The organism is Streptomyces gelaticus, from assembly GCF_014649535.1.
Classification (GTDB): Bacteria; Actinomycetota; Actinomycetes; order Streptomycetales; family Streptomycetaceae; genus Streptomyces; species Streptomyces gelaticus.
This window is the reverse complement of the sequence record NZ_BMTF01000015.1, coordinates 1-12,980: the sequence shown is the minus strand read 5'-3', so window position 1 is coordinate 12,980 and position 12,980 is coordinate 1. Positions and strand designations below refer to the sequence as shown.

11 protein-coding genes are annotated in these 12,980 nt (G+C 70.7%); all 11 read right to left on the bottom strand.

Annotated elements, in window-relative coordinates; all coding sequences use genetic code 11:
• Positions 1–15 precede the first annotated feature (15 nt).
• A complete protein-coding gene (locus IE107_RS21160) occupies positions 16–1,581 on the bottom strand; it encodes an APC family permease (protein ID WP_189545408.1) in 1,566 nt (521 codons plus the stop codon).
• A 247-nt stretch (positions 1,582–1,828) separates the two neighbouring features.
• A complete protein-coding gene (locus IE107_RS21155; RefSeq protein WP_189545407.1) occupies positions 1,829–3,292 on the bottom strand; it encodes an aldehyde dehydrogenase family protein in 1,464 nt (487 codons plus the stop codon).
• Positions 3,289–5,028, bottom strand: a complete 1,740-nt coding sequence (locus tag IE107_RS21150) for an N-acyl-D-amino-acid deacylase family protein (protein WP_189545406.1) — start codon at positions 5,026–5,028, stop codon at positions 3,289–3,291. Before IE107_RS21150 ends, IE107_RS21155 begins: the two co-directional genes overlap by 4 nt.
• Positions 5,029–5,165: 137 nt before the next feature.
• Complete coding sequence (locus IE107_RS21145) at positions 5,166–6,287, bottom strand: LLM class flavin-dependent oxidoreductase (RefSeq protein ID WP_189545405.1); 1,122 nt, start codon at positions 6,285–6,287, stop codon at positions 5,166–5,168.
• A 108-nt stretch (positions 6,288–6,395) separates the two neighbouring features.
• Positions 6,396–7,193 (bottom strand): SDR family NAD(P)-dependent oxidoreductase, encoded by a 798-nt coding sequence (locus tag IE107_RS21140; protein WP_189545404.1) that lies wholly within the window; start codon positions 7,191–7,193, stop codon positions 6,396–6,398.
• A 10-nt stretch (positions 7,194–7,203) separates the two neighbouring features.
• Complete coding sequence (locus IE107_RS21135; protein ID WP_229867140.1) at positions 7,204–8,148, bottom strand: LLM class F420-dependent oxidoreductase; 945 nt, start codon at positions 8,146–8,148, stop codon at positions 7,204–7,206.
• Positions 8,149–8,321: 173 nt separating this feature from the next.
• On the bottom strand, positions 8,322–8,792 hold the full coding sequence (locus IE107_RS21130; protein WP_189545403.1) for a hypothetical protein: 471 nt from the start codon (positions 8,790–8,792) through the stop codon (positions 8,322–8,324).
• 137 nt (positions 8,793–8,929) lie between these two features.
• Entirely contained in the window at positions 8,930–9,799 is an 870-nt protein-coding gene (locus IE107_RS21125; RefSeq protein ID WP_189545402.1) for an isocitrate lyase/PEP mutase family protein, read from the bottom strand.
• A gap of 488 nt (positions 9,800–10,287) precedes the next feature.
• A complete protein-coding gene (locus tag IE107_RS21120; protein ID WP_189545401.1) occupies positions 10,288–11,250 on the bottom strand; it encodes a phosphotransferase family protein in 963 nt (320 codons plus the stop codon).
• Between the two features lie 67 nt (positions 11,251–11,317).
• Positions 11,318–12,139 (bottom strand): M23 family metallopeptidase, encoded by an 822-nt coding sequence (locus IE107_RS21115; protein WP_189545400.1) that lies wholly within the window; start codon positions 12,137–12,139, stop codon positions 11,318–11,320.
• 244 nt (positions 12,140–12,383) lie between these two features.
• Complete coding sequence (locus tag IE107_RS35150) at positions 12,384–12,614, bottom strand: hypothetical protein (RefSeq protein ID WP_229867139.1); 231 nt, start codon at positions 12,612–12,614, stop codon at positions 12,384–12,386.
• Positions 12,615–12,980 lie beyond the last annotated feature (366 nt).

Below are 12,980 nucleotides of genomic sequence, written 5' to 3'. Positions count from 1 at the left end.
GCCGGGCCTCGGGCCTCAGTCCTCGACGATCAGCGCCGGGGTCTCCTTGGTCAGCACCTCGCCGCGGAAGAACGCCGGGCTGCGGCGCTGCATCACCAGCATCAGCACCACACCGAGGACCAGCAGCCCGACGCCGATGACGAACACCGAGCCGACCCCGAAGACCGACGAGCCGGAGCCGTACGCCGGGTTCCACATGTCGTAGAGGGTCTTGCCGAAGACCGCGGTGAGCAGGATGCCGCCGGCGCCCGGGAACAGGCCCTTGAAGACCAGGTCGCGGAAGGAACGGGTGAGGTCGGCGCGGAAGAACCAGACGCAGGCGAACGCCGTCAGCGCGTAGTAGAAGCAGATCATGAGGCCGAGTGCGTAGATCGTGTCGACCAGGACGTGCTCGCTGACCAGGGTCATGACCGTGTAGAAGACACCGGTCGCGACGCCCGCGGTGATCGTGGCCCTCCCCGGCGTCCGGAAGCGCGGGTGGACCCGGGCGTACGAGGCGGGCAGGGCCTCGTACGTGGACATCGCCAGCACCGTGCGGGCCACCGGGATGAAGGTGGTCTGCAGGCTCGCGGCGGCCGAGGCGAGCACGGCGACGAAGAGCAGGATGCCGAGGCCGGGACCCATGACCGGACCGGCCAGCGCGGCGAAGACGTTGTCGGAGGTGTCGGGGTTGGCCAGGCCCAGGCCGGAGGTGCCGGAGCCGACGGCCATCTGGGCGGCGACGCCGGTGGCCAGGTAGGAGCCGACCAGCACGACCATCGCGATGAGCGCGGCCCGGCCGGGGGTCTTCTCGCTGCCGGTGGTCTCCTCGTTGGCGGTCAGACAGGCGTCCCAGCCCCAGAACATGAAGATCGACAGCGACAGACCGGCGGTGAACGCGGCGAAGGACTGCACCGCGAACGGGTTCAGCCAGGACCAGGAGAAGTCCAGGGACGAGGCGAACTCCCCGCTGCCCGCCTTCTGCACGGCCATCGCCACGAAGACCGCGAGGACGATGAGCTGGAGGCCGACCAGCGCGTACTGGACGCCCTTGGTGGCCGTCATCCCCCGGTAGCTGATCGCCGTGGCGATCGCGATCAGGGCCAGACAGGTCACGATGTGGACGGGCTTGCTGTCGTCCAGGGCGGCGATCGAGTCGTTGCCGGTGATCTCACCCGCCAGGAGCCAGAAGTACGAGGTGGCGACGCCCGCCAGGTTGGACAGGACGATGATCGTCGCGATGACCAGGCCCCAGCCGCACATCCAGCCGACGCGCGGGCCGAACGCCTTGACCGTCCAGGTGAAGGAGGTGCCGCAGTCCGGCATGGCCTTGTTGAGCTCGCGGTACGCGAAGGCGACGAGCAGCATCGGCAGGAAGCCGGCCAGGAAGACGGCGGGCATCTGCACGCCGACCTCTCCCGCGGTGGAACCGAGGGTGGAGGTGAGGCAGTAGACGGGGGCGACGGTGGAGATGCCGATGACGGCACTGCCCATCAGGCCGACGGAGTTCCCGCCGAGGCCCTTGCCGCGTACCTCGCTGCCGGCCCGGGCGGAGCCCCGTGCCGCATCTCCGGCCTGTGGCCGCACGTCCAGCTGAGTCATGAAAAGGACGATAAACGCTGCGATTTCCACATCCGGAGGATGAGACTCCACCGCCTCGACCTTGAATTCCAGGTAACAATACGGAAGGCACTTGATTAATTGAAGGCGGTTCGCGAAAAGTTCCTTACGATGCGAGGCCAAGGCCCGATCGCAGCACCGTACGGGAACCGAAGCACTGTCCGTTTTGTGACGGTTCAAAATTTCCCGTGGGTGTCCGCTCAGCGAACACCCACGGGCGCCTGCCGGTTCAGCCGGGCCAGACGATCGACTGGAGTTCGCTGTACGCGTGCAGCGCGTACGAGCCGACGTCGCGCCCGACACCGCTCTTCTTGAACCCGCCGAACGGGGCCTCCATGTTCCGCCCGACGGTGTTCACGCCGACCCCTCCGGCGCGCAGCCGCCGGGCCACCCGGAAGGCGCGGGCCACGTCCGAGGACCAGACGTAGTCGATCAGCCCGTAGTCGCTGTCGTTGGCGAGCGCGACGGCCTCCTCCTCGTCGTCGAAGGGGACGACCACGACGACCGGGCCGAAGATCTCCTCGCGCACCACGCGCATGTCGTTGGTGCAGTCGGCGAGCAGGGTCGGTGCGACGTAGAAGCCGCGCTCCGGCCCGGCCGGGCGGTCGCCGCCCGTGACGACCCTCGCCCCCTCCTTCCGGCCCAGCTCGATGTACGACTCGACGCGGTCGCGGTGGGCGGCCGAGATGACCGGGCCGACGACCGTGCCCCTGGCCGCCGGATCGCCCACCTTCAGATGGGCCGCGTACGCGGCGAGCTTTCCGAGCAGCGTGTCATGGACGCCGCGCTGGACCAGGACCCGGGTCGGGGCCGTACAGATCTGGCCGCTGTAGAAGGAGAACGTGGTGCCGATCCCCGCCGCCGCCGAGTCGAGGTCCGCGTCGTCGAGGACGACGGCGGCCCCCTTGCCGCCCAGCTCCATCAGCTGCCGCTTCATGCCCCGCCCGCACACCTCGGCGATGCGCTGCCCGACGGCCGTGGAGCCGGTGAAGCTGACCATGTCGACGTCCGGTGAGTCGACGGCGGCCTCGCCCGCCTCGGGGCCCGATCCGGTGACGACATTGACGACGCCCGCCGGGACACCCGCCGCTTCGAGCGCCTCGGCCATCCGGTAGACGGAGAGCGGGTCCTGCGGCGCGGGCTTCACGACGACCGTGTTGCCCATCGCCAGCGCGGGGGCCACCTTGCCCGCCGGGTTGGCCCAGGGGTTGTTGTACGAGGTGATGCAGGTGACGACGCCGACCGGCTGGCGGACGGCGAGCGCCCCGAAGACCCCGGCCCGCCCCATCGGCCCGGCCTCGTTGATCTGCGGTGCGACCGGCTCCTCGACCGGTTCCAGGGCGCCCCTGGCGTACCGGCGGAAGCGTGCGGCGCCGACGGCGACCTGCATCCCGCGGGCCGTCGCCGTGGTGGCGCCGCTCTCCGCGCGGGCGAGCGCGGCGTGGCCGTCGAGATCGCGCAGCATCAGACCGGCGGCCCTGTCGAGGATCTCGGCCCGCTCCTCGGGGCGGGTGCGCGACCAGCCGGTGAAGGCCTCCCGGGCCGCGGCCGCCGCCGCGTGGACCTGCCCGCGGCTCGCCTCGGGCGCGAGGCCGACGACCTCCTCGGTGGCCGGGTCGATCACCTCGTAGTGGCCGTGTTCGGGCTCGGTCCACCGCCCGCCGATGAACAGACTCCGCTTCTGCTCGCTCATACGGTGCTCACCGTCCGGGTGTCGCGTCCGGAGCGCAGCACCGTGCCGGGTACCGCGCCGGTCACCTTGTCGTCGCGCAGCGTCTCCACGCCGTTGACCCGGACCGACACGATGCCGATCGCCCGGGAGTCGAGCCGGGGGCTGTCGCCGGGCAGATCGTGGACGAGGGTGGCGGGCCCGGCGTCGATGCGCTCCGGGTCGAAGAGGACGAGGTCGGCGTGGAAGCCCTCCTCGATCCGGCCCCGGTCGCGGAGCCCGAAGAGCCGGGCGGGGTCGTCGGTCAGCATCTTCACCGCCTGTTCGAGGGGGACGAGCTTCCGTCCGCGCAGGCAGTCGCCGAGGAACCGGGTGGTGTAGGGGGCGCCGCACATCCGGTCCAGGTGGGCACCCGCGTCGGAGCCGCCGAGCATGACGTCCTCGTGCTCCCAGGTCTCGCGGCGCAGCGCCCAGGAGGCGGGGTCGTTGTCGGTGGGCATGGGCCAGAGCACCGTGCGCAGCTCGTCGGCGGCGCAGATCTCGACGAGGCAGTGGAAGGGGTCCAGGCCGCGCTCGGCGGCGATGTCGCGCACGACGCGGCCGGTCAGCCCTTCGTTGGCCTCGCTGTAGGTGTCGCCGATGACGTACCGGCCGAAGTCGGCGAGGCGGCGGAAGACGCCGGCCTCCTTGCTGTCGGCGCGGCGGAGCATCTCGGCGCGGGTGCCGGCGTCGCGGAGCCGTTCGATGCGCTCGGGCACGGGGAGGGCGAGGACGTCGCCCCAGCCGGGTATGAGGTTGAGCGCGCAGAAGGTGCCGAGCGACATGTTCATCGGGGTGAGGATCGGCATGGTGAGCGCGACGATCCGGCCACCGGCCCGGCGGGCCCGTTCGCTGGGCACGAGCTGACGCGGTACGCGTTCGGGGACGGCGGCGTCGATGGTGAGGACGTTCCAGTTCAGCGGGCGTCCGGCGGCGGCGGTCATGTCGACGAGCAGCTCGATCTCCTCGTCGGAGAACTGGTCGAGGCAGCCCGCGACGATCGCTTCGAGCTGGGTGCCCTCGTGTTCGCCGACGGCCCGGGAGAGGGCGAGGAGCTCCTCCGGGAGCGCGTGCCGGGAGGCGACGGGCTGCCCGTCGCCGTCGGAGTGGCTGGCGGACTGGGTGGTGGACAGCCCCCAGGCCCCGGCGTCCATCGCGTCGTGGAACAGCGCGAGCATGGCGTCGAGCTGCGCGGGGGTGGGCTGTCCGCCGATCGCGTCGGCGCCCATGACGTGCCTGCGCAGGGCGCAGTGCCCGACCATGAACCCGGCGTTGACGGCGATCCGCCCTTCGAGGGCGTCGAGGTATTCGCGGAAGCTGGACCAGGTCCAGTCGACGCCCTCCTCCAGCGCCTTGAGGGCCATGCCCTCCACCCGCGACATCATGCGGCGGGTGTAGTCGGCGTCCTCGGGGCGCCCGGGGTGCAGCGGGGCGAGGGTGAACCCGCAGTTGCCTCCGGCGACGGTGGTGACGCCGTGGTTCATGGACGGGGTGGCGTACGGGTCCCAGAAGAGCTGGGCGTCGTAGTGCGTGTGCGGGTCGACGAACCCGGGCGCGAGGACCAGGCCGGTGGCGTCCTCGGTGGTGACGGCCTCCTCGGTGAGCGTGCCCGGTTCGGCGACGACGGCGATGCGGCCGTCACGGATGCCGATGTCGGCGGGGTACGAGGGCCCGCCGGTGCCGTCCACGACGGTCGCTCCGCGGATGAGGTGGTCGAGCATGACGGGGTTCCCTTCTGTGGTGGGTGGATGCTGCTGCGGTGGGCGGGTGTGCAGCCGGGGTGCGCACGGCCGCGGTACGCACCCCGGCTCCACGGAGCGGCGGTCCGGGAAGACGCCGCTGGTCGGCCGGACCGGCCCTACGCCGCGTCGCGGAAGCGCGAGGTCCGGTGGACCGGGTCCGTGTCGATCTTCGGGATCACGTGTTCACCGATCAGCCTGATCGAGTTCAGCGTGTCCTGACGGCTCACCCCGATCGGCAGCCCGAAGCTCAGCTGGTCCGCCCCCGCCTGTTCCCACCGCCTGCACTGCGCCAGCACCTCGTCCGGGTCACCGCAGATCATCAGCTCCTCGGCGATCAGGAGCTCGATGATCTCCTCGGTGTACTCCGGGAGCAGCTCGGGCCACTCCGGTATCCCCTCCGGGCGGGGGAACGTGTCGTGGTAGCGGAAGAGCAGCGACTGAAGGTAGTTCAGCCCCCCGCCCACCGCGATCTCGACGGCCTTGGCGTGCGTCTCGGCACAGATGGCCGTGGAGGTGACCATGACGTTGTCGTTGACGAAGTCCCCCACGGGCTCGGCCTCCTTGACGGCCGTCTTGTAGGACTCGACGACCCACTCCATGTCGGAGACCTTCTGCACGCTGAAGCCCAGTACGCCGAGCCCCTTCTTGCCCGCCATCGCGTACGAGGACGGCGAGCCGGCCGCGTACCACATCGCCGGGTGCGACTTCCCGTACGGCTTGGGCAGGACCTTGCGCGGCGGCAGCGACCAGTGCTTGCCCTGGAAGCCGGCGTACTCGTCCTGGAGCCACATCTTGGGGAACTCGGCGATGGTCTCTTCCCAGAGTTCCTTGGTGTGGTTCATGTCGGTGATGCCCGGCATGAACCCGAGGATCTCGTGGCTGCCCGCCCCGCGCCCCGAGCCGAACTCGAAGCGGCCCTCCGAGAGGTGGTCGAGCATGGCGACCTTCTCGGCCACCTTCACCGGGTGGTTGACCGGGGCGAGCGGGTTGAAGATGCCGGATCCGAGGTGGATGCGGTCGGTCGCGTGGGCGAGGTAGCCCAGGTACACATCGTTGGCCGAGAGGTGCGAGTACTCCTCCAGGAAGTGGTGCTCGGAGGCCCAGGCGTACTTGAAGCCGGACTTGTCCGCCTGGATGACGTACTCGGTCTCCTCGATCAGCGCCTTGTGCTCTGCCCCGGGGTCGACCTTGGCCCGCGCGGCGGGCACATACCCCTGTACAAAGAGCCCGAATTCCAAGGGGGTTCACCGTCCTCAATCATTTCTGACACTCCGTCAGATCGTGATGCGTCCGACTGTTCCACCGGCACCCGCACCCGTCAATACCTGACGCGTCGTCAGCTCGGGTCAGAACAGGCTGACGCCCGCCAGCCATCCCCCGTCGATGACGAACGGCTGCCCGGTGATGTACGAGGAGTCCTGCGAGGTCAGGAAGAGCGCCAGTGCCGCCACCTCCTCCGGCTGCCCGATCCGGCCCAGCGGCACGAGCTTGCGGTACAGCTCGGCCACCGCCTCCCTCGACTCCTCCGGGTCCGCCGCCGGGTCCAGCGCCGCCGGGTTGGTCATCGCGGTGTCCACGGCCCCGGGGCACAGGGCGTTGACCCGTATCCCCTTCGCGGCCAGCTCCACGGCGGCCACCCGGGTCAGCCCGAGCACCGCGTGCTTGGTGGCGGCGTACGCGCCCACGAACGCCATGCCCGTGAGCCCCGTGTACGAGGCGGTGTTGACGATGGTCCCACCGCCCGCGGCCTCGATCTCCGGCGCGACGTTCTTGATCCCCAGGAACGCGCCCACCTGATTGACCTGCACCACCTGCTGGAACTCCTCCAGCGGCGTGGCCACCAGCTCGTTGAACCGGAGGATCCCCGCATTGTTGACCAGCCCGTCGATCCGCCCGAAGGCGTCCTTGGCGGCGGCGACCGCGGCCCGCCAGTCCTCCTCCCGGCTCACATCGAGGCGAACGAACCGGGCGACGTCCGCCCCCAGCTCCTCCCGTATCTCCTCGGCCAGCGCCTCGCCCTGCTCGTCGAGCACATCGGCGATCACCACCCGCGCGCCCTCCGCGGCGAAGAGCCGCGCCTCCTGCTCACCCTGTCCGCGCGCCGCACCGCTGATGAGTACGACCCGCCCGTCCAGCTTGCCCATGGCCTGACTCCTACCTGTCGAGATGGGGTGCGACCTCGGCGGCGAACACCGCCATCTGGTCGGTCAGTTCGCTGCGGCTCCGGCTGCGGAACCGCACCTGGATCTGGTGGACGCCCATGGCCCGGTACGCGCGCAGCGACTCGGCGACGGCCTCCGGCTTCCCGGTGAGGGTGCGCCGCCCGACGGACCACGTCGGCTCACCGACGTACAGCGGCTCGGTGATCGCACCGATGACGATCGGCGCCTCGACCCCGGCCGCCTCCCGCAGCCGCTTCAGCCGGGCGATCTGTGCGGGGAGCTTCTCCCGGGGGTCCCCCTGCGGCAGCCAGCCGTCGCCCCGCTCGGCCGCCCGGCGCACAGCGGCCGGCGAGGAGCCGCCCACCCAGATCGGCACCCGCCCCTGGGCGGGCCGGGGCAGCTGGCCGAGGCCGCTGAAGGAGAACCGCTCCCCCGCGAACTCCGGGTACTCCTCGGGACCCAGCGCCGCCTTCAGCGCGTCGACGGTCTCGTCGAGCACCTTGCCCCGCCCCTCGAAGTCCGCCCCGAGCGCCTCGAACTCCTCCGGCACGTGCCCGGCCCCGACCCCGAGGATCAGCCGGCCGCCGCTGAGGTGGTCGAGGGTGGCGTACTGCTTGGCGGTGGCCAGCGGATGCCGCAGCCCGACGACGGCGACATGGCTCATCAGCAGGACCCGCTCGGTGATCCCGGCGAGCAGGGCGAGGGTGGCGACCGGGTCGTACCAGACGGTGCCCATGACCCCGGCCAGCCGCCGCGGGATCGCGACATGGTCGCAGCTCGCCAGATAGGCGAAGCCGGCACGGTCGGCGGTGCGGGCGATCGCGGCGAGGTCGGCCGGGCCGGCCGCCGCCTCCCACCCCTCGGCATAGATGGTGCTCTGCGACTGGATCGGCAGCTGCATCCCGTACGACAGCGGCCCGGTGGGCGATATCGGCACCGGACGGCCTCCTCCCCGAGCGAACGAATCTGACGCATCGTCATTTGACGGGCGCGGGGGCCATCGTCACGTCTGACGCTTCATCAGACAAGGGGTGGGGAGGAAGCCTCGCACGGCTCCTGCGACGCGTCGGCGTCGGCGTCGGCGTTTCGGCGCCGACGTCGGAGGTGAGGTCAGCTCAGGGGCGGGTCGGGGGCCTCGGCGTCGGCGTCACCCTCGTGGTCGTCCCCGCCGGTCGCCGCGCTCTCGGGCGCCTCGGCGGCACGGGGGGCGGTGGCGGTACCGGGGGCCGGGGCGGGGGCCGTCACCTCCTCTTCCTCGTCCTCGCTCTCGTCCGGGGCGGCCTGAACGCCAACGTCCTGCGAACCCACCACGTTCTGGTCGATCGCGCCCCCGCCGCCGTCGTGGTCGCTGCCCGCCGTGCCCTTGCTGAGGGGGCCCAGCACATTGAGCGTGCGGTCCACCTCCAGCCAGGAGTCGGCGTTGGAGTTGTCGATGGTGATCAGGGAGGGGCCGTGATGCGTCTCCATGCCGCCGTCCGGGGCGTCGGCCCAGGCGGTACCCGCGGCCCACTGGCCCTGGCAGAGCGCGCCGAGGACGGCCGAAGCCAGGGCCGCACGCGCCCTGGACGAGGTGAGTCCCATGTGTCCGTGTCCTTCTTTCGCTGTGGTTCACCTGTCGCCGGGGCGCCATGGAGCGTGGGGGTTCCTCCACGGAGGCCCCGGCGTTCGGTCGGTGGGGATACGGCCGGACGCTCCCCCGCTCCCGGCCTCGGTCCGTGTCAGACGGTCACGGCCACCGGCTCGGGCGCCGGGTGGTGCCTGCTGATGTTCTTCTCCAGCAGCTCCGTCGAACGCTGCACCCCGATCCCCTCGGACGGCACGAACTCGGGCAGCCGCCCGTCGGACACCTTGAGATCCGTCAGCGCGCTGTCGATGGCCGCGTGCGCCGCGAAGAGGCAGGGGGTGCTGTAGATGGCCACCTGGCACTCCAGGTCGGTCAGTTCGGAGAGCGAGAGCCTGGGCGACTTGCCGCCCGCGATCTGGTTGAAGAGCAGCGGCTTGTCACCGACCACCTTCCGGATGCGCTTGATCCACTCCACGCTGCGCACCCCGTCGACCAGGACGACATCGGCCTCCGTCTCGGCCAGCGCCTCGGCCCGGCGCAGGATGTCGGCCTCCTCCGTGGCGTCGGTGCGGGCGACGACCACCAGGTCCCGCCTGCTCTCCAGCACCAGATCGAGCTTCTCCAGGTACTCCTCCAGCGGCAGCACCTGCTTGCCGTCCGCGTGACCGCACCTGCGGGGGCGCTTCTGGTCCTCCAGGATGACGCCGGAGGCACCGATCCGCTCCAGTCGCTGCACCACGTGGCAGGCCACCTCGGGATCGACATAGCCGTCGTCGATGTCGACCAGCAGGTGGTGGGCGGGGAAGGCCGGTCGCAGCCGCTCCACGAAGGCCACCATGTCCGGCCAGGCGATGAAGCCGATGTCGGGGAGCCCGTAGTGGGAGGCGGCGAAGCCGAAGCCGGACACGAAGAATCCGTCGTAGTGCCGGGCCACGACGGAGGCCGAGTACATATCGTAGATGCCGATGAGAGGAGTCGTTCCCGGAGACCGGATTTCTTCCCTCAGCGCAGTTCCGTAGCGCACAGCGTCTCTCCTTGACCAGTGGATGTACGGGTGTCGAGCGATGTCGTCCCGGGTGCTGCGGGCTCCGTCGGCACCGGGCCCCCGGAGCCGCTGATGGCACGGGTGCGGGAACACCACGCGCAGCACTCGCCTGCGAGAAAGACGGCGGCGTTCCCGCCGCACGGGACGTAGATCTGCCCTCTCGCGAAGACGCGTATAGCTATACAGACATGACTGTGTCTTTAATTCGGGACACGCCGTTTTTTACCTTGCGTGCGAGGCGTTCCGGGCGTACGCCGGGGCCTGTTGAAGGCGCGAAGAATCAGCCGAGCATTTCCGTTCGGATCATCCGAAACAGCAACTCGGGAAATCTCCGACTGCCTTGCGTTTGCGCTGTGTTGACGCTTTGCCCCAGGGTCGGAGCGGCGGTCCGAGCGGTGCCGTCCGACGCTCCGCCGGAACACCTCGGCAGTAACGTTCCATCCCACCGACAGCCACCGGCGGCGCGCCTAACAATCGAACTGTTCGAGAAGATTCTCCACATAATTTTCCAGGCGCTCCGTGAGCACCACGGGCGTCAGATCGGTCCGCCCCAGCTCCCGCCACGGGACCGCCGGCTTCTCCGCGTCCGGGGCGTAGGCGAGCGCGTCCAGCAGCCGCCAGTACAGGTGGTCCGCCCCGCTCGCGGCCAAGCGCCCGCCCGCCGCCTCGTACCGCCCGGCGAAGCTCATCCCCGCCGGGACGCCGTGCAGCAGCGCCAGCGCCGTCGAGCAGTGGGCGACGTCCAGATCGGCCGGGCCCCAGGAGGTCTCGACCCAGTCGACGACCCCGCTGACCCGCGGCTCGGCCGCCGCACCGTCGAAGAGCACATTGCCCGGGTGGAAGTCCCGGTGCAGGAACTTCGGTACGTACGCGGGAGGTTCGCGGCGGATCAGCTCCACCGCCCGCCGCCACAGCAGCGGCCGGCCGGTGGCGTCGGGCACCCGCACCCGGTCCGGCGCGGTCCACGGCTCGTAGTCACGCGGGCGGGCCGGGGCGGCGACCTCGACCCGGTGGATGCCCGCCAACTGCCCGGCCAGCAGCCCGATGCGCCGCTCCGCCCCCGCGTCGTCGACCCGCACCTCCCCGGGCAGCAGGGTCATCAACAACGAAGGGTGGTCGCAGTGTTCGCCCCGGGCGTCGACGGCCACGCACCGCGCCGCCGGGACGTCCGTGCCGGCCAGCAGCCGCAGTACGTCCGCCTCGCGGGTGAGCAGCCCCGGCGCATGGCGCACGAAGAAGGGCTTGACGAAGGACCGCAGGACCAGCGAACGCCCGCCCTGTGGACCGGAGATGTCCAGCCGTCGCATCTGCGAGCTCCAGCCGCCGAGCAGCCGCCGCACTCCCTCGATCCGCTCCCCCGGCGCCAGGTTCTCCCCGGCCCAGGCCCGCGTCGCCGCCCAGCCGGGACCGCCGTCCGCCGCTTCACCCATGCGGGAAGCGTAACGACGGCCGGTACGAGGGCGCGGCCACGCCCTCGTACCGGGTCATGGGCGCCGGTCAGCAGTCCGGGACGACCGCCCCGTTGTTGTCCCGGGCCTCGTCATTGCCCCAGCGGGACAGGTAGTAGGCCGAGACGTACGCGCCCCGCCCGTTCTTGCCCGCGTACACCGTGTCCAGGTCCGTCCTGAGCCACCAGTGGTTGTAGCTGGAGCCCGAACCGACCTGGGCTCCCCACACCTTGCAGTAGACGTAGTTCGTACCGGCCTTCAGCACGCCCTGCGCATCGCCCGTGTTCGGCGCCGCGTAGCCCGTGGCGTCGGCGAAGGTGTCGACCCAGTACTTGCCGCCCCCGCCGCTACCGCAGCCGTTGTCGCTGGTCAGATACTTGCTGTAGTACGAGCCGGGGTACGGGGCGAGCGACTGGCCGTTGATGGAGATGGTCTGGCCCACGCCGTTGTACAACTGCTCGTAGTGGATGTGGGCGCCGCTGCTGTTGCCGGTGGAGCCGGTGACGCCGATCTGCTGCCCCTGCGACACGGAGGCGCCGTCGGCGACCGAGTACGAGGAGAGGTGGAAGTAGTAGGTCTGCCAGCCGCCGCCGTGGTCGATGACGATGTAGTTGCCCGCTCCGCTGGGCTGGGAGTACCGGTGGGCGGTTCCGCCGGACGAGGCGAGGACGGGGGTGCCCGCGGTGGCGCCGCCGTCGGTGCGTATGAAGTCCAGGGCCGATCTGACCTCCGCCGAGTGGTGGCTGTAGGTCCAGGTCTGGCCGCAGGGGAACGGTGCCTTGAAGTTCGGGGCCGCGGCGGCGGGAGTCGCGGTCAGCAGCCCCGCGATCAGGGCCAGCAGCCCCAGCAGGGCGAAACGTATCGAGCGCATGCGCGGTCATCCTCCGAGTCGAGTCCGAGCGAGGTAGGGGTGTACGGGACGGCCTCAGGCCGAACGGACCCAAGATTGCCGGAAGTTCGGCCGCTCCAGTAGACCCGTCAGCCACTCGATCACCCGTCGCGACAAGGACAACATGAAGCTGCCACAGCAGAAGACCTTCTCTGCTGTGGCAGCGACCGGGGGATGTCCCGAACCCTGGGCGGGTTCCTGTCCGTCCCCCTCGGAACCGGTCAGATCACGCAGTGGTGGCGGGAATGCAGACCGCGTACGACTGAACGGTCTGCGGGGTGGCGCCACTGTTGTACGCCGAGACGTGCCAGCTGTTGGTCGAGGTGTCCGGAGCGCTCGCGGTCCAGTGGATGTCGTCGTTCTGCAGCTGGTTCACGACCCCTCCCCCGGTCAGCACGGTGCCGGCAGGGCAGGTGGCCGTGATGTCCTGGATGCTGCCCCCGGCGGGCACGAGCATGGCGGTGCTGGTAGCAGTCTGGGCCGGGCCGACAGGCCCGGTCGGACCGGTGGCACCGGTCGCACCGGTCGCACCGGTCGCGCCGGTCGCGCCGGTCGCGCCAGTGGCACCTGTCGGGCCCGTGGGTCCCGTCGCACCATCAGCACCATTGGCACCAGTCGCACCAGTGGCACCTGTCGGGCCCGTGGGTCCCGTCGCACCATCAGCACCATTGGCACCGGTCGCACCCGTGGCACCCTGCAGACCAGTGGCACCCGTCGGACCCGTCGGACCGGTAGCACCGGTCGCGCCATCAGCACCATTGGCACCAGTCGCACCAGTGGCACCTGTCGGGCCCGTGGGTCCCGTCGCACCATCAGCACCATT